This is a genomic window from Cytobacillus sp. Hz8 (assembly GCF_042263505.1).
Classification (GTDB): Bacteria; Bacillota; Bacilli; order Bacillales; family Cytobacillaceae; genus Bacillus_BE.
On the sequence record NZ_JBHKFI010000025.1, the window covers coordinates 19511 to 43476 of the forward strand.

Annotated in this window: 20 protein-coding genes; 4 read left to right on the forward strand and 16 right to left on the reverse strand. The window is 39.1% G+C overall.

What is annotated here, in order from left to right:
- Window positions 1-432: 432 nt before the first annotated feature.
- From ACE38V_RS21090 to phaQ, 6 genes are all read right to left on the reverse strand, one after another.
- A complete protein-coding gene (locus ACE38V_RS21090; protein WP_375844450.1) occupies window positions 433-1218 on the reverse strand; it encodes a 3-hydroxybutyrate dehydrogenase in 786 nt (261 codons plus the stop codon).
- A 487-nt stretch (window positions 1219-1705) separates the two neighbouring features.
- On the reverse strand, window positions 1706-3145 hold the full coding sequence (locus tag ACE38V_RS21095) for a GntP family permease (protein WP_375844452.1): 1440 nt from the start codon (window positions 3143-3145) through the stop codon (window positions 1706-1708).
- A gap of 441 nt (window positions 3146-3586) precedes the next feature.
- Window positions 3587-4804 carry a right-handed parallel beta-helix repeat-containing protein gene (locus ACE38V_RS21100; protein ID WP_375844454.1) on the reverse strand — a complete coding sequence of 406 codons (1218 nt, stop codon included), beginning with the start codon at window positions 4802-4804 and terminating at the stop codon, window positions 3587-3589.
- A gap of 78 nt (window positions 4805-4882) precedes the next feature.
- On the reverse strand, window positions 4883-5296 hold the full coding sequence (locus ACE38V_RS21105; protein WP_375844456.1) for a MaoC family dehydratase: 414 nt from the start codon (window positions 5294-5296) through the stop codon (window positions 4883-4885).
- A 172-nt stretch (window positions 5297-5468) separates the two neighbouring features.
- A complete protein-coding gene (locus ACE38V_RS21110) occupies window positions 5469-6014 on the reverse strand; it encodes a hypothetical protein (RefSeq protein WP_375844458.1) in 546 nt (181 codons plus the stop codon).
- A 111-nt stretch (window positions 6015-6125) separates the two neighbouring features.
- Window positions 6126-6569 (reverse strand): poly-beta-hydroxybutyrate-responsive repressor, encoded by a 444-nt coding sequence (phaQ, locus tag ACE38V_RS21115; protein WP_375844459.1) that lies wholly within the window; start codon window positions 6567-6569, stop codon window positions 6126-6128.
- Window positions 6570-6827: 258 nt separating this feature from the next.
- Here phaQ and ACE38V_RS21120 point away from each other — a divergent pair, with 258 nt between their 5' ends.
- The 3 genes from ACE38V_RS21120 (at window position 6828) to phaC (ending at window position 9850) form a co-directional block, all read left to right on the forward strand.
- Window positions 6828-7283 carry a poly(R)-hydroxyalkanoic acid synthase subunit PhaE gene (locus ACE38V_RS21120; protein ID WP_375844461.1) on the forward strand — a complete coding sequence of 152 codons (456 nt, stop codon included), beginning with the start codon at window positions 6828-6830 and terminating at the stop codon, window positions 7281-7283.
- A gap of 85 nt (window positions 7284-7368) precedes the next feature.
- Window positions 7369-8109 carry a 3-oxoacyl-[acyl-carrier-protein] reductase gene (gene fabG / locus ACE38V_RS21125; RefSeq protein ID WP_375844499.1) on the forward strand — a complete coding sequence of 247 codons (741 nt, stop codon included), beginning with the start codon at window positions 7369-7371 and terminating at the stop codon, window positions 8107-8109.
- Between the two features lie 652 nt (window positions 8110-8761).
- On the forward strand, window positions 8762-9850 hold the full coding sequence (gene phaC / locus ACE38V_RS21130) for a class III poly(R)-hydroxyalkanoic acid synthase subunit PhaC (protein WP_375844463.1): 1089 nt from the start codon (window positions 8762-8764) through the stop codon (window positions 9848-9850).
- 109 nt (window positions 9851-9959) lie between these two features.
- On the opposite strand, the gene ACE38V_RS21135 is transcribed toward phaC, so the two are convergent.
- The 9 genes from ACE38V_RS21135 to ACE38V_RS21175 form a co-directional block, all read right to left on the reverse strand.
- Complete coding sequence (locus ACE38V_RS21135; protein ID WP_375844464.1) at window positions 9960-10688, reverse strand: creatininase family protein; 729 nt, start codon at window positions 10686-10688, stop codon at window positions 9960-9962.
- Window positions 10689-10694: 6 nt separating this feature from the next.
- Window positions 10695-11315 (reverse strand): bifunctional 4-hydroxy-2-oxoglutarate aldolase/2-dehydro-3-deoxy-phosphogluconate aldolase, encoded by a 621-nt coding sequence (locus tag ACE38V_RS21140; RefSeq protein ID WP_375844466.1) that lies wholly within the window; start codon window positions 11313-11315, stop codon window positions 10695-10697.
- A gap of 11 nt (window positions 11316-11326) precedes the next feature.
- Window positions 11327-12241 (reverse strand): phosphotriesterase family protein, encoded by a 915-nt coding sequence (locus ACE38V_RS21145; RefSeq protein WP_375844468.1) that lies wholly within the window; start codon window positions 12239-12241, stop codon window positions 11327-11329.
- A gap of 81 nt (window positions 12242-12322) precedes the next feature.
- Window positions 12323-13585, reverse strand: coding sequence for a PTS ascorbate transporter subunit IIC (locus ACE38V_RS21150; RefSeq protein ID WP_375844470.1), 1263 nt, complete (start codon window positions 13583-13585; stop codon window positions 12323-12325).
- Window positions 13586-13873 carry a PTS sugar transporter subunit IIB gene (locus ACE38V_RS21155; RefSeq protein ID WP_375844472.1) on the reverse strand — a complete coding sequence of 96 codons (288 nt, stop codon included), beginning with the start codon at window positions 13871-13873 and terminating at the stop codon, window positions 13586-13588. It abuts the gene before it with no gap.
- Between the two features lie 15 nt (window positions 13874-13888).
- A complete protein-coding gene (locus ACE38V_RS21160) occupies window positions 13889-14317 on the reverse strand; it encodes a PTS sugar transporter subunit IIA (protein WP_375844474.1) in 429 nt (142 codons plus the stop codon).
- A 4-nt stretch (window positions 14318-14321) separates the two neighbouring features.
- The gene (locus ACE38V_RS21165) at window positions 14322-15095 is read right to left on the reverse strand and encodes a GntR family transcriptional regulator (protein WP_375844475.1); all 774 of its coding nucleotides are present in this window, start codon (window positions 15093-15095) and stop codon (window positions 14322-14324) included.
- Between the two features lie 836 nt (window positions 15096-15931).
- Complete coding sequence (locus tag ACE38V_RS21170; RefSeq protein WP_375844477.1) at window positions 15932-16726, reverse strand: EAL domain-containing protein; 795 nt, start codon at window positions 16724-16726, stop codon at window positions 15932-15934.
- A gap of 445 nt (window positions 16727-17171) precedes the next feature.
- The gene (locus tag ACE38V_RS21175; protein WP_375844479.1) at window positions 17172-19487 is read right to left on the reverse strand and encodes a bifunctional 2',3'-cyclic-nucleotide 2'-phosphodiesterase/3'-nucleotidase; all 2316 of its coding nucleotides are present in this window, start codon (window positions 19485-19487) and stop codon (window positions 17172-17174) included.
- Between the two features lie 228 nt (window positions 19488-19715).
- Between ACE38V_RS21175 and ACE38V_RS21180 the strand changes: the two genes are divergently transcribed.
- Window positions 19716-21089, forward strand: coding sequence for a L,D-transpeptidase family protein (locus ACE38V_RS21180; protein WP_375844481.1), 1374 nt, complete (start codon window positions 19716-19718; stop codon window positions 21087-21089).
- A 696-nt stretch (window positions 21090-21785) separates the two neighbouring features.
- On the opposite strand, the gene ACE38V_RS21185 is transcribed toward ACE38V_RS21180, so the two are convergent.
- On the reverse strand, window positions 21786-23192 hold the full coding sequence (locus ACE38V_RS21185) for an amino acid permease (protein WP_375844484.1): 1407 nt from the start codon (window positions 23190-23192) through the stop codon (window positions 21786-21788).
- Window positions 23193-23966 lie beyond the last annotated feature (774 nt).

Consider the following 23966-nt stretch of genomic DNA (forward strand, 5'->3'; position numbering starts at 1 on the left):
AAAATCTCACCCTTATTTCAGCTTGCCATCATTATAACCTAGTTTTTCCCTATTTTTTGTAAAAAAGCAAAGAATCCTACCAAGGTCATAGGATTCTTTGCATCTCTCATTTATCCCACTCTTAACGGACATTTTGACTCCCACTTCAAGATTCTGAGAATACGAAGAAGATAAGTGGGAGATCAACTGTCCGTAAAGGTCCGACGAGGGATTAAGGTCCTAGTCAGGCGAAGCCACAGGATGTGGCGTTATGAGCGTGATAAGTGAAATAAGATTTTTCTTTGGGCTTCAGCCCTTAGAAAAATCAATCAGGCTCTGCGTGACTAACCATCAGTGGGGAATGAATGGCAGACTAAAAGCGCGACGTCAACACATAAGTCTGCACGCTTCACGTCCTGTGCGTCGAAAACCCCCACTGATGGAAGTTTCACTTTATTGAACGGTGTAGCCACCATCGAGAACAACCGCCTGCCCAGTGACACCGAGAGCCTTTTCACCTGCTAAAAAAAGTGCATAATGAGCGATTTCTGCCGTGGATAATAGACGTTTCTGCGGAACGAGAGGATAGATGACCTCTTCTAATACCTTTTCAAGCTCAACACTTCTTGTTTTCGCTAGATCCTTTAATTGATTTTTCACTAATGGTGTTTCCACGTAGCCAGGGCAGAGCGCATTAACAGTGATTCCATGCTCAGCTCCTTCGAGGGCGGCGACCTTTGTAAGACCGATAACTCCATGCTTCGCACTATTATAGGCAACCTTTCCGGCGAATCCGATTAAGCCGTTGATCGATGCCATATTGATGATGCGCCCATAGCCCTGCTGTCTCATCATGGGAAATACATGCTTGATTGCCATAAAGGGTGCCGTGAGCATCACCTTAATTAACTGCTCAAATTTCTCCGTCGGAAACTCTTCGATTGGCGATACATGCTGCAGCCCTGCGTTATTGACGAGAATATCTATTTTTCCATAATGATTAACTGCGAGATTGAGACTAAAATGAAGAGCCTCTTCATTCGTCACATCGCATGGTGCGGAAATCGCTTCAAAGCCTTGTGTACGCAAATTTTCTACAACCTGCTTACCTTTTTCAATATTTAGATCAGAAATGACAACCTTTGCGCCTTCATGTGCGAAGGTTTTTGCAATTTCAAGACCAATTCCGCTTGCTGATCCGGTAATATAGGCGACCTTTTCCTTTAGTTGTAGTTCCATTTTTTATCTCCTCCAAGGTGTTTTTTTGAAGATATGTGAACTATTTTGGCTTTTGGTTTTACATGATGAATGGATTGTGTTGAATGTGAGTTTCTCATTGCTGTCTGCTGAGGTTTTTAATAAAAGTACCCAAATGGAAAATACAGATTAAGCTGTAAATTCAGGCATATATTTGAAATTGACCAATAGATGAGTTTGGTAAGATTTGCGATTATGAGTTGGGTTTCTTAAGTATTTTTGGATTTTTGCGAATTAACGTTGGTTGTCGCAAGCATTTTTGGATTTTCGCGAATTAAGGCTGCTGTTCGCGAGTATTTTGTGATTTTCGCGAATAAAAGTTGCGTTTCGCGAGTAAATTTGGGATTCGCGAATAAACGTGCTCAAGTCCACTATTTTCATAGATTACCCTCCATATAAAGGTGGTTTAATGCCATTTTCCACAACTACAACCATTTTTTTCTCTTTCTTAACCTACCTACCAGATTCCTTAATAAATGCCAAAAATCGAATAAATCGCAATGACAAAGAATACAGCGAGTGTTTTGAGGATAGTTATGGCAAAAATGTCTTTATACGATTGCCTATGGGTAAGCCCTGTTACTGCTAGCAGAGTGATGACAGCTCCATTGTGCGGAAGAGTGTCCATTCCGCCTGATGCCATGGAAATAACGCGGTGCATGACCTCTGGTGAAATATTAGCGGCTGTAATGGCTTGATTATATTTTTCGGCCATAGCGCTTAAGGCGATTCCCATTCCGCCAGACGCTGAGCCGGTCACTCCTGCCAATGTGGTGGTAGTGATAGCACCATTCACTAATGGGTTTGTAAATGTACCAGAAATGCCATTACTAATGACCGTGAATCCAGGGAGGGCTGCGATTACTCCCCCAAAGCCATATTCTGCAGCCGTATTCATCGTCGCTAATAGCGAGCCGCCAATGCTAGTATTAAGCCCTTCCTTGAAGTTTGTCTTAACACGATTCCAGTCAAAGAGAAGGGTCGTGACAATCCCAACGATGAGTGCCATTTCAACCGCCCAGATAGCCGCAACGGCAGAAATATCAACAACTCCGAGGGCCTTCATTCCAATTTTTGAAAAATCAAAGCCTTCTGGATACCATTTTGGAATAAACGTGACGAAGACCTTGTTCATAACTCCGACTAGTACTAATGGAACAAAGGCAAAAATTTGTTTGAATAGCGGCTGACTCGTTGTTAAATCAGGGATTGATTCTCCTTTTTCTGTGTTCAATCCTTCAGCAGCCGCTGCGGTTTCGGTATCAAATCCTAAATAGCCCTCCCCTGCTTTAGCTGCCTTCTTGCGACGGGATTCCAAGTATAACAACCCGATAGCTAACACGAAAAGACCGCCTAGAATTCCTAAAATAGGAGCTGCATAAATATCGGTTTTAAAGAAGGACACGGGGATGACGTTTTGAATTTGTGGTGTCCCTGGCAAAGCGTCCATTGTAAAGGTGAAGGCACCGAGGGCAATTGTTCCAGGAATTAAGCGTTTCGGTATATTCGCTTCTCGGAATAGCTGAGCGGCGAATGGATAAATGGCAAAAACGGCGACAAAGAGACTGACACCACTATAGGTAAGGACTGCTCCTAACAGAACAATGGCCAAAATCGCGCGTTTTGCCCCAATCAGCTTCACGATTGTTATGGCAATGGATTCAGCAAGACCGGACATCTCCACAACCTTTCCAAAAATTGCTCCCAGGAGGAAAACGGCAAAATAGCTTTTAATAAAACCAACCATTTTATCCATAAAGATGCTTGAAAAGAATGGCAATACATAGCTTGGTTCAGTGAGTAAGACGGCAAAGAGCGCACATATTGGAGCAAATAAAATAACGGAAAATCCTCTGTAGGCAACAAACATGAGAAAGCTTAATGCTAATAAGATAATGATTAAGTCCATAAAAATCCCCCTTATCCAAAGTTGAAGCCTGTTCCTAAGCGAGCATTTTGATAGCGTTTACATTTTTCTTATAAAGAAAACTCGCCGATTGGCTAGCCCCTAAGGGCGAAGACAGAGGCGTAGTTGACCTTATACTAAATTCCTAAAATTGGCCACTACGTCGAGTTTCTTCTTTGTTGCCAATTTATGCTTTCTTTACGTATAAACTAAATCACTCCCCCTTTCTTTATGAGGAATCATGTTGCAAAAACCGTGCCAATAAATTGAATATTTGGATTATTTAACAAAACGTTCATAGATTAAGAGATTAGTTGTTCTTGATATCAAAATTATTTTTCCGTATTAACGGAAAATTCCGCAAAAGCGGAAGGAAGAGAAATTATTTTTCCGTATAAACGAAAAAAGGTGCCAGGCACCCTCCGTGAAGCTGGAGAGTATCTGTCACCCTAGTTTTATTTTTTCGGTGCTTTTCACAAATTCATTGTAAATGCTGCTGATTTTGATGAATGGATCTGCGACATTAATTTGTTTATTGGTTAGTAGCGCCGCCTTATTTCCGTCTGTTAACTGGTTATAGGTCACCGGATATTGTGAACCGGGGCCGCTGTTTTTCCAAGCAATGAATTGAAAGGTCTTGCCGGCGTTTTTAATAATATTGTGTTGAAAAGTTGGATGGATGGCGCCGCTGACAAGAGCCCCTCTTTTCCCATTTTCCACATTTTCAATCGTATTGTCCTCAATTACTGCATTGGACCAGTTCATTACACGAATGGCATCGGAGCGTGTATTGTTGATTTTGTTATTACTAATGACGACATTTTCATGATATTTGCCACCTGAATATTTGTGGGTGCCGACTGCACGATCCAGATTGCTAAAGGTATTATACTCAATGAATACATCTTGGTTCGGTGTTTTATCGAACTTGCTCCATTTTGAGCTCCAGCCGTTGGTTGTTTTATCGGGTGTATCGATATTGATGGCTTCTTTATTAACATTTGGTGACACCTTTGATTCGGCAAATGAGTTAGAGAAAACTTCGACGTTTTTGCAAGCATCCATTTCGATAAAGTGGCCGGAATTCATATGACGAAATTGGATGTTCTCCACGAGCACGTTTTGATTATGCCCCATGATAATCGCAATTCCATCTTGGACATATTTCATATCGATTGTGACGGTGCCATTTCCTTGAAAAGTAATATTCTTTTCACCATTATGTCCCCCATACACTCCAGATTTTGCTGATTTTGAGGGGCGAATCAATTGAAAAAGTGATTTCGATGCACTAAATGCTTTGGTTCCTGTTTTGGTTCCTTTAACGATCTTCACCCCATCTTGCATTTGAATCGTCACATTGGATGGGACATAGAGTACATTTGTGATGGTATAGGTTCCTTTTTTTAAAATTATCTTGCCTCCGCCAGTTTTTTCGAGTTTTTCCAAATAGGAGCGGATTAAGTAGTACTGCTTGGTGTTATTATTATATGTACTGTACTTCAGCATTCTCTTATCCAATGGTTTGGATGTTGGTGAGATGGTGTAGGTTGGTTTTTTGGCTGCCGCCGCGGGTTGTGCATGCCATTCTAGTGCGGTGAGGTTAAGGAGAAGAATGACAATAACTAGTAAGACTCCCCTGTTTTTCCCTCTTTTTTTCATTTTGTTTTCCTCCTTCCAAATAGAGAGGGTGACAATTTCTTACCAGAAATTGTCACCCCATCTAAAGGCGCGGAAATCCTATACCTTCATTACGGTTGCTTCACCATCAATGACCACTTCGCCGCGTTGATTTCTCACGACGGTTTCCATACGGATGATTTTGTGCTTGTCTTTTTTTTCAATAACAGTGACTTCTGCTTCAACCGTATCACCAATTTTGACTGGTGCTTTGAAGTTTAAGGTTTGACCTAGGTAAACGGTATTTGCTCCAGGTAGCTTCATTCCAATTACGGCAGAAATAAGACCTGAAGTTAATATGCCATGGACAACTCTTTCCTTGAAAAGAGATTTTTCCGCGAATTCCTTATTGATATGAATCGGATTGAAATCTCCGGTAATTCCTGCAAATTGGTAAACATCTGATTCAGAGATTGTTTTGGAGACACTGGCTTTATCTCCAATGGCAATTTCCTCATATGTAAGCTCGTGCATGTCAGCCTCCTCAAGATGGGCAACAATCATCTTTCAAAAGAATGATTGATTACATTATATCATAGATTCAAAGAATTGGGACAAGTTTCCACTTGTCCCAATCCCTAACTCTTCATTATCGGATTAATCAGTCGCCTTTTTCCATACAGAATGCGGCATCCTCACCGACCTATTATTGGAAAGTACCTGTTACTTTTGACAAAAAGCTGTTTTGGATTTGTTTGATTTGGTCAACGTAGCTATCTAAAGCAGTTAAAACTTCTACGCGATTTTTTTGTTGTTGCTCGATTGCATCTTTAATGGTCTTTTCAACTTGTGCATGAGTTTTTGAAAGCAAATCAAGTGAAGATTTACCTGGGCTGAAGAATAAAGCTTGTGCTTTATCGCCGATTTCTTCGACTTTTTCTGTCCATTCTGCGTAATCTGGAGTGCTAATTGGCTTTGGAGTTTTGCTTAATGCTTCTTTGAAGTTAGACTTCCATTCTGTTGCCCATTTCTTAGATTCATCTTGTGCTTTTTCAAATTGTTCACTAGTTGATTGAATCCATTCCTTTTGATTCGTAAAGGTTTGTAATGCTTTTTCTTCTACCCCATCTTGAATCGATTGGAAAAGCTTAAAGCTATTAAACCAACCATCCCAAAAAACATCTACTGCACTAACAGAACTTGAAGCTGCACTTGAAGTAGCGCCATTTGCTTCTTTTTTGTTTGCCACCATTAAAAAAACCTCCCATAATTAAAATTCTTTGATTGAACTATTTTATATAAAACCTACTCGATTTTAGAACTATGGCAATCGAATAAGTTTTTAAAAAAAGATGGACATGTGTTACTGATTGTCTGTTTTCTCTTCGCTATCATCCTGATCCTCATCCGCCTCATCCTCACTTCCTAAGGAAAATCCTGGCGGAACGAAGAATTGACTGTACATATTGAAAAATTGATTGAGCATCTTTTGATATTGCCCTAAGGAGTCTGCCCATACCTGCAAATAGTCAACCCCTGCATTCGTAATCGAATATATTCGTTTGGCTGGACCATCTGTTGATGTATTCCATTCGGATGTAACGAGCTGATCCTTTTCCAGCTGCCGTAAAATGCGGTATACATTTCCTTGATCAATGGAAGAAAATCCAAATTGGATAAGCTTTTGCATTAATTCATATCCATGTGCATTCCAATCTTTCAGCATGAGTAGAAGGACAGGAACGACAAAATTTTTCGGAGTACCCATGATGTTCTTTTTCTCGTCTTTTGTATTCTTTGATACCATCGTTATCACCTACAAGTGTTAAATTGACTATATGTGTAATTTACACCTATGTGTTTAAGATGTCAACATTTTGTTTTTTTAAATAATTCGACATTTCGAATAATTATTGTTTAAACCTGTCGAATTAAGGGTGATTAGGGGCCTTTTTGTAAAAAGTTTAGTCCTAATACTACTGTTCAAATGGGGGCACTTTGCCTTATGCTTGTAACTGAGGTTATTTTTTAAAAATTTTAATTATTATGTAAAGGAGGAAAAATTGTGGCAGATCAAAAAGTTTTAGACCCATTTAAGGTCTGGAAAGACATTTACCAACAAACAGAAGCTAAATGGAATGAGGCCATCCATGAAACAATGCAAAAGGAAGCTTTTGCTGAATGGATGGGACAGGTTCAAAGCGCCTATTTGCAGTACCAGGAATTGGTACAAAAAACGACAGAAAACTATTTGAAGCAAATCAGCGTGCCAACTCGTGATGAAATTTCCAGTGTGGCTTCACTGATTATCAATTTGGAGGAAAAGGTGGATAACTTGGACCAAAAAATTGATGATGAGCTAGATAGCCTATCTGCAAATGAAGAAATCACAAAGCTAAAATCCAGCATTTCAAAGTTAGATAAAAAACTTGATAACATCTTAAAAGTTGTGCAACAGTTGGAGACTGCACCATCAGCTCAACCTGTTGTTGAAGAAAGCAAAGGGGAAAATGTGAAATAATCTTTGGTACCATCTTCTATAATTACGCTAAGGGGTGAAAGTAATGGCTGTTATTGAAAAAGATACCGTATTGAATAATGGGAATATTTTGAGTTTAAAGGGTAAAGTAGTGATTGTAACAGGTGGCTCTCGGGGGATAGGCTCCACAATCGCGAAAGAAGTAGCGAAAAGGGGCGCTACTGTTGTGATCAATTATAATACAAGTCTTAATCTAGCAGAAAAGGTCGTCGAAGAAATCGAAGAATCTGGCGGAAAGGCTTTTGCTTATAAAGCCAATGTTGCCCTTTCTAATGATGCAAAAAATTTAATTGAAACAACGAAAAATAAATTTGGTCGCATTGATATCCTAATCAATAATGCTGGTATCACCAGAGACCGTACTTTCCGTAATTTAAGTGAAGAGGAATGGAATGAGGTCATTAACGTCAACCTCAATAGTGTATACAATACGACCTCCGCTGTTATTAATACGATGCTCGAACAAAAATATGGCCGCATCATTAATATTAGTTCCATTATTGGACAAGCTGGCGGCTTTGGGCAAACAAACTATTCTGCCTCAAAGGCTGGAATGATTGGCTTTACGAAATCATTAGCCCTTGAAACGGCAAAATATGGCGTTACCGTAAACTCGATTTGCCCTGGCTATATTGAAACAGAAATGACCGGACAAATTCCGGACAAAATTTTGGATCAAATTGTTGCTAAAATTCCGATGAAACGCTTAGGCAAAACTAACGAAGTGGCAGAAGCGGTACTATTCCTTGCCAATAGCGATTATATTACCGGGCAAACGCTCAATGTTAACGGCGGCGTGTACATGTAATTCATTTTTGCATTAAAGATGTTTTTATTTAATCCATGTATATTTTAGAATGGTGATTGATATATTCTACTTGAGGGTGTTTATGGATTGTTTTCTATAAAAGAATGATTGTTAAGGTGTTACTATTTTTGTTATGAACCGTAAAAGAGACACAGTCTGACACATAAGTTTTGTCGTTTTGCTCTATCGTGCTGCTTGAATACAGTTTGGGAGGACTGTAGATCGCGACCCCTTTGTTTTGTGTTATTTATTGTTTTCTTATGGGGATGGGAAGACGATTTCAAAGGGTCATTTGGATTCGGATAGTTTCATGTAATCTGGGATGGAAGAGGCTTTCTTTTTGGATAGGAATGGTGGAATTAGTTGGATTGGTTGTTAGCGTTTTTCAAGTTAGAAAGAATTGTGCGAGTAACTCCTGTATAAACTTGATGCCCTCATTTTTCCGTTGGAATTCTCCTTTAATCATCTGATCCAGTTTATCGAACTATTTTTCGAATTCTCGAAGAAAATGGCAAAAATTTTTAATGTGTCCTTACAAAAATTACCTTTATTACATTTGACCGCATATTGATGAACAGACCTTTTCATTATTTTTTCAAAAAATGGGAGTTTGTTTAAGCGAATTTTGTGTGTTTAAAAAGGGGGAGAAAAATTGGTTTATTCCACAACGAAGGAAATTGAATCTTGGGTAAACACCATGCCTGAAGAATTACAAAACAGCTATTATCGTTTTAAACGCGTATCTGAGGTTCTCACCAAAGACCCTGAGCCGCAAGTAGGCTTAACTCCAAAGGAAGTCATTTGGACAAAGAACAAGACCAAGCTTTATCGTTATCAGCCAGCGCTAAAGAAAACAAATAAAGTTCCGCTTTTAATGATTTACGCACTTATTAATAAACCTTATATTCTTGATTTAACTCCAGGGAACAGCCTGATCGAATACTTAACCAATCAAGGCCATGATGTCTATTTATTGGATTGGGGTACTCCAGGCTATGAAGACCGCAATATGAAGTTAGATGATTATATCTTAGATTACATTCCTCGTGCAGTTAAGAAGGTTCTTCGGACTTCAGGGGCAGATGAAATTAGTTTGCTCGGCTATTGCATGGGGGGAACGATGACTTCAATCTTTGCTGCCCTTCACCCTGATTTACCAATTCGCAATATTATCTTTTTAACCAGTCCGTTTGATTTTTCCGATACCGGCCTGTTTTCCAATTGGCTTGATGAACGGTACTTTAATTTAGATAAATTAGTCGATGTGTTTGGAAATATTCCACCAGAAACTATCGATCTTGGAAATAAATTATTAAAACCGCTTGTTAACTATATTGGCCCGTACATGACACTTGCCGAGCGCGTGGAAAATGAAGACTTTGTGAAAAACTGGACTCTTATGCAAAAATGGGTCAACGACGGCGTCCCATTCCCTGGTGAAGCTTACCGCCAGTGGATTGGCGAATTTTATCAAAAGAATAAGCTAGTGAAGGACGAATTAGTGATTCGCGGACATCAGGTTCACTTGAGCAATATTAAGGCGAATATCTTGAACATCGCCGCCCAGCGTGACCATATTGCTGCTCCTGAGCAAGTCCAACCATTAATGGATAAGGTTTCAAGCAAGGACAAAACTTTCCACGTTCTCCCTACCGGCCACGTTTCCGTAGTCGTAGGTGGAACCGCTTCCCGCAAAACCTATCCATTGATTGATAAATGGTTGATTGAGCATTCGAAGTAGGGTAACAGGCATTATCTGAGATTTGTCGAAAACATTTCGGATAGTGGCAAGCACCATCCGAAATGTATCACTAGGGTGGCAGGATCATTTCAAGAAGGTTCCTGCCGCCCTATTTATATGCTTCTAAAATAATTTGTTCCATTTCGTCGAGAAAACGATTGAGCATTTTCTCACCTTTTTCGGCTGTTGCTTTTGTTGCGTCACCGTAGACTCCACTTTTGCTTAAATCTCCTAGAGAAATAGAGGATTTCCCATATAGTTTTGGCCTTTCCGGATATTCCCTTGTTGCCTTTGATACATTGACAAGTTCTGGTTTCAGTGCGAGCATTAACGAAGTTTCAAATTCACAAGCATGAATCATTCCATGCCAAGTTTCCGACTCACAAAATTCAGCCATAATTTCCTCCATATTCGGATAGAAAAGGTAAATGACTGGCATATCCAATTCATCTGCAAGTTCTCTTGTAGCATATTTCATACTTGTATTATTAGCATCATGCCCATTAACCAAGACCAGCATTTTCACCCCATACCTTACAACACTATGTGCAACATCTTTAATGACTGCTTCAACATGATGCTGTTGCAATGATACTGTACCGGGAATATCCCTCCAAACCCAAGAGTAACCAAAAGGAAGGGTCGGCAGCAAAACAGCTCCTGTTCTTTCCGCTAATTTTCTCGCGATTCCTTCCGCCAAGAATATATCTACACCCAGCGGTAAATGATGTCCGTGCTGTTCCGTTGCCCCAATTGGCAAAATCGCTACAGGGAATTCAGCAACCGCCTGTGCTGCTTCATCTCTTGTCATATGGATAAATTCTTTGGCCTTCTGCATGTAACATCATCCCTTAGTCGTTAATATCGAAATATATTTCTTCGCATTCTCTCTAATTCGTTCTTTATCAGCTTTGGTTGCACCCCTTGGAACAAGCTCACTTCCAATTCCAAAAGACGTACATCCTGATTCATGATAGTTCTGAATATTTTCCAAAGAAATTCCTCCAACCCCCATGAAGTTCATTCTAGGAAAAGGCCCTTTTATATTATTAAGATAATTCGTCCCAAGATTATTTGCGGGGAAAAGCTTAACAGTTTCAATGTTTAAAGCAGCTGCTTGCATAATTTCTCCAGGAGAAAACACACCGGGAAGAACATCGACATTTAAATCTAAAATTTCTTCAGTCAATTCCTTATCCCAACCTGGAGTAATAATATATGTCGCCCCTGCTTCCAAAGCCTTTTTCGCCTGATCCAATGTGGTTACAGTTCCTACTCCTAGATGAATGGAATCCCCAAAGGTCTGGTGAAGAATTTGAATACATTTTAACCCTTTCTCTTCTTCGCTTAAAGAAACTTCAACCCAGTTGATTCCTCCTTCAAGCAGAGCTGATTGAATCTCCACGATTTCTTTCGGCTCGACTCCGCGAATAATAGCCACGATCGTTCCGTTATCGATTTTCATTTCAACACCTTCTAAAATTGAGCCAACCAGCGGCTTGGATTTTTGATAAAAATCGTATCGATATCTTGTTGACTAATTCCCTCATCTAACAACCTAGGAATATATTTTTTGATAATGTATTCAAATCCAGGGCCTCCGCCATATGCGTGTAGATAACATTGTCGACCCATATCGGCTGAGATTAATAATTGTTCTCCATACCCGTTTTCAATTAGATTTTTAATCAAATCAACCCTAACACTATCAGGATAATATTTAATTTTACTTGTCCCATCGAATTGGACATACACACCTCTTTTCGCTAGAGAAAGATGGTAATAGGGGTCAGCATTCCGATCACTATGCCCAACAGCCACCTTTGTTAGATCAACACCTTCTTCTTCAAGGATATCTAGCATTTCATTCCCCATTGTTCCAGCCTCAGTATGAAGCCAAATCGGTGCACCCGTTTCTAGTTGCGCTCTTGCAACTGCACGTGTGACTTTTTCTTCTAATGGGTGAATGAGCTGATTCCAGGAGCCGGATTTTAAGAATCCTGCTTTTGCTTTTGTACCGTCCATACCCAAGGTCACATCGCGCACCAATTTCTGTTTAATTTCATCAACTGTTAAGGAAGTTACCCATTTAGGAAAATAAATATATTTATTGAATCCAGAGGTCATGATAACATGAACCCCAGTTTCTTCTGCCATTCTCACCAGCTGTTTCGCATCTCTTCCATAGTCAAGTGTAGTAGCATCAACTAGAGCATTCCCACCTGCATGTTTAAAACGCCATAGTTCGCTAACACTTGCTTCATAATCCGTTAGTTCTAAATCGCGATCTTTTTGACTTATTGGGGGGTTCGTCCATAAATGTTCATGACTATATGTAAAACCAAGTTCATTGGATTCTATATCCCCTAAAACAGTACGTACTTTTGCCATTTTTATTCACTCCTATATATAATATTGAAATCGTGAAGATAGGAATTTATGTTTTTATCATTAACTTTTTTTAGTAAAAAATTAGATACCAAACAACATCCCGACCAAGCGAATAAGGATAACGACGATAATAGCATCTGGAGAAGCAAACCATAGCCCTTTCACTCCATATGAGGTAACATCAACAAGCGGATATGCTAATGCGACGAGCAGAGTCCACGTAAATCCCAAGAAGAATCCCGCAAAAATAGCCCCTCTTCTTCCTCCAGTTGCATTTCCAAATACTCCTGCTGCCCCACCCATAAAGAACAAGCCAATCACAGAAGGAAGAACAACTACAGGTAGAATACTAGAAATAAGCGTGACCAATAGTCCCCCAACTAGAGCTGCTAAAAATCCAATTGTAACAGCAATGGGAGCAAATGAATAAAAGATAGGAACATCTAATGCCGGTTTTGCTCCAGGAACAATTTTTTCTCCTATTCCTTTAAAAGCAGGTACGAGTTCCCCAAGAAACATCCGAACACCTTGAAGCAAGACGAGAATTCCAACTACAAAAGTTAAAGCAGTCATAATAGCAAATTGAATGGAATTTTGCCCACCGGAAATTTCTTTCATTTTTGATGGGTCAACAAAGAAGGAGGTAATCACATAGATAACAATCATAACAATTCCCATTAACACACTCATATCTTTCAAGAAATCTAAAGACTTTGGAACCTTTACATCCTCTGAAGATTTACTTTTGTTCCCTATTTTCCCACTAATCCAACCGGATAGGCTGATCCAGGAACTTCCGAAGAAACCAAAAGCGACGTTATCATTACCTGTGACTTTACGAACAAAGGGTTGTGAGATAGCTGGAAAAAATACCATTGAAATACCTTGAATAATCGAACCTAAAATCACAGTGGCAATGAAGGATAGGCCCATTTGGTCGAAAACAATGGCCATTGTTCCAGCAAAAGAGAACATCATATGACCAGTTAAAAAGATATATTTCCATTTTGTGAATCTAGCAATGAATAAGTTTATGAGGAAAGCAAAAACAAGAATAAGCGCTGTTTCTTTCCCTAATACTGCCTGGACGGCTGCTACAAGTGAATTATCCTCGGCAACAATTCCATTTAATCCGAATGCTTCGGTAAACATAGTACTGAATGGGACTAACGCATTTACGATGATGTTTGAACCTTGTTGAAGAATTAAAAATCCGAATATCGTTTTTAATGTTCCTTTGATCACATCTGAGGTGGTTTTTCTGAGAGAGATTAAACCTACTGCTGCAATGATAGCCAAAATAATTGCAGGGTTACTTAAAATAGATACAAGAAAATTCAGCATCTATTTCACCCCTTTTGCGAGTTTTTCCACTACAGGCATCACTTTACGTTCGATCTCTTCCTTATCTAGCAAATTATGAATAGCAATAACTTCTACGGTTTCATCATTTAATACTAAAGCGATTTCACTAGAAGCAACCATGAAATCACAAGTCTTTCCCTTAGCTGAACCGAGGTCTACTGCTTCCCCTTCAATGGTATAACCATACTTTTTCCCAATTGCTTGAATGTCCATTAATAGCATTAACGAGGTACCAAAGCCCATTCCACATACTGTTACAATCTTCATTTTTGCCACTCCTTATTATAAAATTGAAATAATTTCATCTTTTGCATTTGCATTTAAAATAATTTCTAATTTTTCTTTGCTGCCAAGAATGGCGGACAAAGATTGTAACATTCCGATATGACTGGTACTATCAGTACCACAAATGGCACAAACCAATTGAACAGGATCATTGGTAGGATGTCCAAAGACAACTGGTTCTTTTAAGCGAATGAGCGAAACACTTTGTTCAATAACCCCATGCTCTGGTCTTGCATGGGGTACAGCAATAAAGGGGGCAAGAACAATATAGGGGCCCACTTCCTTATATCCTTGGACCATGGCATCAATATACCGTTCTTCTACTTTTTTTTCTTTAACTAACAAGGAACCAGCTTTCCGAATCGCTTCTTCAGCATTATTTGCTTCAACTTCTAAACAAATTAAATTCTCATTGAGGGCAAGCATTTAATCACTCACTTTCAGCATTAAAGGATTTTAGTTTGTTTCGGCCAAGTAACTCAATATCATATTGATATCTATCAGAACGATTCGCCATTTCAACTAGTTCAAATGGTGTTCCATCTGCTAAATAGGAAACCCTGGTAATATGTAGAATGGCGGAGTCTGGGGATACCCCCAGTTCAAGAGCTTCGAGATCAGTTGCAATTCTTGCTTGAATTCTTTCATGAGCCTTTTCTAATTGAATTCCGTAATCCTCTTCTAAGAGGGCATACAAAGATTCCTTAGTCAGACCTTTTTCCATGAATCCAGGAACAAATTTTGATCGGAAGTAATTGATCAGAATGGCAATCGGCTCACCATCTGCGCACTGTAATCTTTTTAGGCAAATAATTTTCTCGCCTCTAGACAGATTTAGTTCACTTGTTAGTTTTCGAGATGGTTCTATTTCGTTAATGATCATATTCCTTGTTTCTGTTTTTTTGCCTTTTATACGCATTTCTTCTGACCAGCTTGTAATGGTTCCCGCCTTTTGAATAATTTTTCGAGATTGAACAAAAGTTCCGCGGCCTTGAGTCTTGGTCACAATTCCATCCTTGACAAGCTCGTCAATCGTTTTTCTTACCGTAATGCGGCTGACACTAAACTGCTTTTCAATCTCTGATTCGATTGGAAGGGCATCCCCTTCTTTTAGATGCTCCTCAATATACTCCAGTAAAGCGGCTTTTAATTGCATATATAGAGGAGTTTTGGAGTGTTTATCTAACTGAATAATTTTCTTCACCTTCTTTCAAAACATTATAATGTTTGTGCTATTATTTTGACATTTACATCATAACATCATAATGAATTTTATGTCAATGTGATTTTATTTATAAAAGGTTATGATGTTTTTCGTGTGACTTTCTCCTTTTTTGACTTGTCGAGAAGGATGAACGCATTTTACAATGACGGAGATTCATTTTTGGGGAGAAAGATAAAATAGCAGCCCAAATGAATGGACTGCTATTTTTACTAATGTTATCGAATGATTTTCTGTCCTAATTTCGAGTTTATTCAGTCAACTTGGAAGAGTTTTTTCTTTTTGAAAAAATCAGCCCCCTTTTCGCGAACATTTTCTGTTTTTCGCAAATTTTCGCGAACAAGCTAGACTTTTTGCGAGCATATAATAAATTTCGTGAGCATTTTTATCATGATTTAGAGGATTATTCGTTCGCTTTATATTTTCAAAGTAGTTTAATTGCATTGCACTTTGACAGGCTCTATAATCGTTGCAATCATGAAAGACGTTACAATGTTGCTATCATCCGGAGTAAGAATTTTAGATGCTTATTGAAGAGGAACAGCTCATGCCTACGTTAGAAATAGAAATCACTGAAGCATCGATTTCACCGCTAATGCCATAATAGATGGATTAACAATCAAAGAAATTGCATAAATGGAAAAAGCCACCCTTCCAACAGTGAAGGGGTGATGAAGGGGGGCTTTAAAGCGACCTCGGGTAAGTGCCTGGTAAGTGCCTGCTACCAACCTGAAGTCGCCCTCAAATAACAAATAAAGGATGATGCTGCCAACACTCCTCAGCTGGATCTCATGTGGAACATCTGCTATGAAGCGAGATCATTCGGGGAGTGAGAGGCATCTTCTCCAGGAATATAGGTTGGGAATTTTCTCGGGATGTCCTAATAAATATCCTTGGGCGGCTGGGACCCGTAGTAATTTGGCACTTGCTAAATCAATTGCTTCCTCGATTCCTTCAAGTATGAGGAGAATGCCTTGCTTTTCAAATTCGATTAAGTACGAAACCATATGCTGTTTCTCTCTTGAGGTCGATAGATCTCTCGCAAAATATCGGTCTAGCTTAATGATATCTGGTGAAAACTCATTGATTTTTTCGAAAGTAGCGGCCTCTTTTCCAATATCATTAAGAGCGATTTGAAACTGATTTTCTTTTAAAAAGGAGATTTTCTCCTTCAGTTCATGGAACCTCCAGATATGATGTTCATGTCTTGTTTCACTTAATTCAAAAACAATCTTGCCCTTTGCTTGCGGATAGCGTTGAAGTGTTTGATTAATGAACGATTCAAAGTTGTCATGTAACAAGGTGGATGGAAAAACATTAATAAACAAACGGACCGATTTTAATTGATGAAAAGGAAAACATTGAATTGCCCAAAAGATAGACATAGTGTCAAGCTCATATAACGAGTCATCTACTCGAGCTTGTTCTAAAACGGATTCGATATTGTGGTTCATAGCTGTGTCTGGTAGCCTTAGTAACGCTTCATACCCAAATACATCCCAAGTGTCTAATTTCCAAATTGGTTGATAGACGTGCTCGATACTCTGAATTTGCTGTCGATTCATTGGTTTAACCACCATGCTTAACACTCCACCTTTCGAGTCATTATTCAATGTCTTCCTCTTACCTCTATTATCCTGAATAGAACTGGAAAATGTTATCAGTCAGCATTCTTATTCTTACTCTTATCTTATATCTTTTACTAAAAACACGATTAGGACTGTGGCACTAATCTCTCCTATACAGAGGAGTTTGGTCCTAATTTAGGGACAAAGAAAAGTTATCTTCTTTCAATATCCCGGATCTTTCAGGTCTCCTTACCCAAAAGTCAAAGAAGATGAATTTCATATCTATCCAAAAAATTTTCCTGTCTACTTTTTATGGGCCTAAGCCAAAACAAAACCTATCGTTCTTTCAAAAAAGAATGATAGGTTTTGTTTGATCTTCTTATCTGTATAATTTAAGGAGTGACAGGCATTTAAAAAGCAGGATTCATTCGAATCCTGCTCGTTGTATTCATGCTGAGACATCTAGTAAAACGGTGATGACAAGCACTTCCTAAAATCCGAAGCGATAGATTCCGAAGCCTTTGTCATCTGTTTCTCCTGTGTAAGTGATGTTGCTGCTTGGTTGTAGGTAGTCAGCTCCTTTTGGTGAGGAGGTGAAGGTGACGTTGACGTTGCCGCTGATTGGTGCAATCGACCAGTTGTTGTCGGCTGTTGGATTGATTTCTTTTTGCTCTGAGATATAGTCCATGAGAATTTGACGATTTTCATCAGCGGAATCGACCACGTACTCGCTACCTTTTACTCCCGGAAAGTTTCCGCCACCGGATGCGCGATAGTTATTGGTTACCACTATGAAGTCTTGGTTCGGATCAACTGGCTTGCCATCATATTGCAGGTTCATCACTCTGCTAGAATCAGAGATTTTCATACCCGTTTCGTCATATCTTGCCGGCTTTGTGACATCAATTTGATAGGAAACTCCATCAATGACATCAAAGTTATATACTTGGAAATTTGGATTTAATAAAGCTTGCTCCTCTGTTTTGCTCGTGTCAATTTGATTAAATTTTCCGGCAGACATTTCAAGCCACTCCTTAATCACGGAGCCCTTTACTTTAATTGCCTTTAGCGTATTATCATATAAATATAGATCTCCAGCACTGCGGATTGTTAAATCCCCTTGCTTGATTTCGGTAAATTCCTCTACTCCATTGCGTCCTGCTTTAAATGGAGCCCCCACTGATACGATTGGCAAATCCTTATATTCCGGCTTATTATTTTTTATATAATTTTCCACATACCATGTTTGTGCTTTGGTGACAATTTGAACTGATGGGTCATCCTGGACAAGCGCGAAATAGCTATGAATCGGCGCAGTGGTTTTACCAATTGGTGTATTTACATATTTAATCGTAGCCTCATGATCCGCTTTTACCACATCTAAAATGGACTGATCTGCCGGCACCTTTGTTCCGGTAGCTTTATCATAAATAGCCCGGGTGCTTGATTGTGATTGATACACCTTCCATTTTCCATTCACCTTTTGAATCTCTAAATCTATGATTCCAAGATTGCTTCCGCCGTAGCCTGCTTGAACAGCAGGTACGCCATTGATTGTCCCTTTTGCATTGTTTACGCCGGGCAATACATGGCCGTTTGCATCTTTAAATAAGGAATCTAAAGATTTTTCGTCAACGGCCGGGAACACCTTATGCGTATGAGAGAAGGTTATCGCATCAATGCCAGATACCTTGCTTAGTGAATAAACAACATCTTCTGTATTTTTTGTATTTCCATTAAAACCAGAGTGGGTAAGTGCAATAACGATATCTGCACCTTTCTTCTTCATTTCCGGTATAAACTTTTTCGCCGTCGCCACGATATCCTTCGTGATGACCTTGCCTTCAAGATTTCCTTTATCCCAATCCATAATTTGCGGTGGAACAAAGCCAATAAAACCTATTTTTACGACCTTCTGCTTCCCATTTAAGTCGTAAACTTTCTTTTCCATGATTTTATAAGGGGTAAATTGATTTTTATCATTATTCGGATTTTCATCCCTATCCTTTTGATAGACATTCGCATTAACATATGGGAATTTAGCATCATTAACTGCTTCATTTAAAAAGTCTAAACCATAATTGAATTCGTGGTTCCCATAAGTGGCAATGTCATAGCCAAGCTTGTTCATAGCCTTGTAGACAGGATGAACCTCTCCCTTTTGCAGCGGATCGACCTTCGCCTTATAAGTACCGAGCGGTGTTCCTTGAAGGGTATCCCCATTATCTACGAGGAGATGATTCGAGACTTCCTTTTTTGCCTGCTTGATTAATGTTGATGTCTTGGCAAGACCGACAACATCGGACGGAGCATCTTTATAATAATCATAATCAACTAGGTTGGTATGTACATCTGTGGTCTCCATAATTCGCAGTTTAAAAGGTGATGTGGAAGCAGGTGTTGCCAAGCTTTTTCCAGGCTTTCCTGTTTTCTTATTGACTTCATCGACAACCAATACTTGAATCCAGAAGTTCGTATTATTGGAGTTAAAATGAGCAGTAAAAGTGGAAGCTTTTTTAATATCCCTCACAATTGCCTGCTGAGAAACTACTTTTTTTCCATTCATTAATTGGAATACAATGGTCTCTTTGCCGGAATGGCCTTTTTTCGGTGTGACTTTAACAGATGCATTTGTGCTTTTTGTGTAATTCACAATGGGTGTTGAAATGGTAAACGATGGTACTTGGGAGGTGGATTTTGCTTGTGCTGTTGGTGCATGCAAGCTTGGAAAAGCAAATTGGGCTGAAACAACTCCTGCTGTCACTGTAGCGGCGACAATACTTGTTAACTTGCGTTTTGGCATCATTTTCACAGCTCCTTTAATATGGGTAAAATCAAATTCAGTTTAGCATCGCAAAAAGCCAAATAATATAGGGAAGTGAAAAAATTTACAATAATCATACTTTTGTAATGCTATTTTTACAAAAAATCAGTCGAATGACTCATTCTGCTAATTAAATTTTTCCCGATTTAAAGATAAGAGAAAATAGTATAATAGAGGGAGAATTTATATTTTTATTGAGGTGAAAGTTTCATGCGGAAAGGCATATTCATTGCCATTGGTAGTATACTCATCATTGCGCTCGTCATCACAGGAATTGAGGTCCATCAGGCAAAACAATTTAATCGAAACATCACGATTAATCACATCAAAGTAGGTGGACTAACTTCCAATCAGGCAATGGAAAAATTAAAAAAAGCAAAATTAAAAAACGAAGTCTATATTGGGCAAAAACAAATTTTAAATGAAAAGGATACAACGATGGGAATATCCAAAAAAGATCTTCCACAGATTGACAAAATATTAAAAGAACAAAGAACCTTTTTCCCTTCCTCTAAAACAAAAGACTATACGTTGCAGACAAAAAATGGTGCGCAATTACAGAGCCAAAAGAAGAGTTTAGAAGATAAACTTAAGCTCATGAATAAAAATTTAACGGCACCTAAGGACGCGCAGGCTCATTGGGATCATGAAAAAATCATTATTTCTAAAAGTCAAAAAGGAAAACAATATGATATTACGAAACTATTAAAGCTTTACGGGGAGCAAAAATATAATAGTGAAATCCATCTGGAACCAGCATATATTTTACCCATTGAGGCCAATAGTCCAATTGTAAAAAAAGAAAAAGAGATGCTGCAAAAACTAATGAAGCAAACCGTGCAATATAAGCTGCAGGAACATGATTATGCATTTAAAGCAAGCGAGCTTATTACAGAGGCAACGGTATCAAGAGACTTGAAGTATCATATTAATCCCGCCGGCATCAAACAAAAACTCTCTGACCTTAATGATGAGAAATCCACCTTACATAAGAATTACACATTCAAGACCCACTCCGGTAAGGTGATAACGGTAAAAGGAGAATCCTATGGTTGGGCCATTGATATCGATGGTGAGGCAACGGGAATTGAAAAGGCGTTTGCGAAGGGGCAAAAATCCATTAAAGCCTACAATATTTATGGAATTGGATATAGCACTTATGGCATCGGCTACCATGTAACTACAAACCATGGCATAGGAAATACTTATGCAGAGGTATCCATTCAGGATCAAAAGATTTGGATTTATAAGGATGGGCAATTAAAGGTCACCACTCATGTCGTAACAGGGCGGCATGATACTCATGAGGATACCCCGACAGGCGTCTGGTATATCATGTATAAGGAATCTCCATCTATCCTGGAAGGGAGTGAAGTCGGCAATCCACATTATTCCATCAAGGTACAATATTGGGCCCCTTTTACGAATAGTGGCTGCGGCTTTCATGATGCCAGCTGGAGAACCAATTGGTCGAACAAGGCTTATCTTACACAGGGATCAGGGGGATGTGTCAATACGCCGCCTAGTGTGATGAAGAAGGTTTATGATAATCTCAGTCAGAATGAACCTGTTATTATTTATTAAGATGAGATTTTGTTATCAAAACACTGTTTTTTTGTAAAGATTGCTGTTTTTGTGGACGGATTTGATTTTTAAGTTGCCATTGCGGGGTTGTGATTCGGACTTGGTTGTTTTGAGGGTCTGGCATGCTGTGGGAGTAGACTCTTGATTCGGACTTGTTTTCTTTGAAATTCGTGCTTGCTGTCCGAATCAGCCCTGCTTTTGGACTCGTTTTCCTTCAAACTCTGCTTTTCTGTCCATAAACGACCCGCTTTTGGACTCATTTTCTTTCAAACCCCGCTTTTCTGTCCATAAACACCTCGCTTTTCTGTCCATAAACATCTCGCTTTTGGACCCATTTCCCTCCTATCTCCCCTTTTCTGTCCATAAACACCTCGCTTTTGGACTCGTCTTCTTTCAAACTCCGCTTTCCTGTCCATATAAAGTACAATTTTTCCAACATAAAAACATTCAGAAGCTATCTCAATAAATCTCGAACTAATACAACAAAGCCTACGAAAAGAACTTATAAAAAAAACTTGCCTGCCAGCAACTCCAGATAAAGCTCGTGAAAATGCAAAAAAGAGGAGACTCATAAATATGTATAACAACAGCAGAATCATCGTCCTTCACCGAATCATAAGCGTATTCAAGCTACGTTTTTAAATACAGCCATCTACGAAAAAAAGCAGGAAACCAGAGGTTCCCTGCCTTTTTTCTCTATTTTATCTGACTTACGATTGTGCTTTCATTTTTCGCTTGGGCTTTCACCGAAGCGGGCGATCCGCTTAGGCCTAGAATGTAATAGCTTGCTGTGACCATTCCTAAAAAAACAATTCCTACGATCAAGGAAATACGAGTATCCTCATTAAATCCCATTCCGACTAAAACCAACAATAAAAAGAGAATCGTTAAATAGTTGGTTACTGGAGCGAATGGCATTTTGAATGGATGACTAGCCATTTTTGCTGCATTGATTTTTCGAAAACGAATTTGGCTGATGAGAATAACAAACCATGGGACCATCCCAGGCAGAACACTGGCACTATAAACATAGACAAATAAGTTTTTCGGTGCAATATAGCTTAATATTACGCCAATCGATAACCCGATTAATACCCCAATCGTACCAAGCAATGGAACTCCGTTTGGAGATAGCTTTGTGAAAAATTTTGGCGCTTGTCCATTTATTCCTAAAGTATAAAGCATGCGGCCTGCACTATAAATCCCGCTATTACAGCCAGACATCGCAGAAGTAATGACCACAAAATTAATCAACCCTGCTGCTGCAGTAATTCCAATTTTAGCGAATGTTGCCACAAACGGACTGCCAAGGGTACTTAATTGATCCCAAGGATAAACCGTGACAATCACGAAAATTGCTCCGATATAGAAGATTAAGATTCTCCAAGTTAAATTTTGAATTGCCTTGGTTAACGTTTTTTGCGGATCCTTTGATTCTCCCGCTGTGATTCCTATGAGCTCCACTCCTTGATAAGCCGCAACTACTAAGGATAAAGCAAAGAAAAATCCGGACCAACCACCTGTAAAGAACCCGCCATGTTCCCAAAGGTTTGAAAAACCAACGGCACTGCCCCCGTTGCCAAAACCGAAGAAAATAAGACCCAATCCAGCCGCAATCATTAAAATAATCGTGACAATTTTAATCATGGCAAACCAAAATTCAAACTCACCAAAGGATTTCACTGATACTAAATTGGCTGCGCCCAGTATAGCCATGGCAATAAAACCCGGAATCCATGTAGGTAAATCTGGGAACCAATATTGCATGTATGTACCCACTGCAATAATCTCCGACATCCCGACGATAACCCACTGAAACCAGTTACTCCAAGCTGTCAAGTATCCCGCTAATGGATGAATATATTTATGTCCAAAGGTCGCAAATGAACCCGTACTTGGTTCTACATACAGCATTTCCCCCATGGCACGCATAATAAGAAAGATAAAGATACCTGAGATCGCATAAGCCAGTAAAACCGATGGACCTGTCCACTTAATGGTGCTTGAGGACCCCATAAATAACCCCACACCAATCGTACCGCCTAACGCAATCATTTGAATATGTCTTGATTCTAAGCCTCTCTGCAATTCTTTGTTAGCCACGTTGCTCCTCCTCTTTTGTTTCGTAGTCTTGAAAACTACTATTCTCTGTTTTGTTATTGTAAAAATTAGAACCCGCTTTGAAGCATGGCTCATTTTCGCTCTTGTAAAATCGGAAGATTCCATCTGTTTCCTAAATTCATAACTTAATAACTTTTTCATTATAATATGTTTTCTCGAAAAGGACAATTGTATTTTTAGGAAACACATTAGAAATTCAGTGTTTTTTCGAAAATGTTTAAAGATGAATAGATGATTTTATTTATATCAGAATAGTTTTATTATTCTGTTTTTTTAAGATAATTTTTAAGTGCTTGATAAAGAGAAATGTCCTTACTTGGAGAGGTCGGATTTTTTCATAAGTCCTTGTTTGAGAAATTAGTCATTCTTTACCCTTGGATTCTCGTATTCTTATTGAAGACGAGCGCTCCCTTTTTTCCTCCTTCCATCTAAACACAGATTCCCCCTTTCCCTCTTAATCCCACACTTATTCACTTCAATCTCACCTTAGAATATAAGTCCAAACAAAAAAAGCAGATCAATCCAATTTAATAGGACTAATCTGCTCTTTGAGCGAAACGAATCAGAACCTTATGTATCAAGGCTTGCCTTGAATTTAATCAAACGTTTGATTAAAATTATTTGATAAAGTGAAACTTCCATCAGTGGGGGTTTTCGACGCACAGGACGTGCTAGTGCAGACGTAGCGATTGACGTCGCGCTTTTAGTCTGCCATTCATCCCCCACTGATGGTTAGTTGAACTTATCGGACCTTTA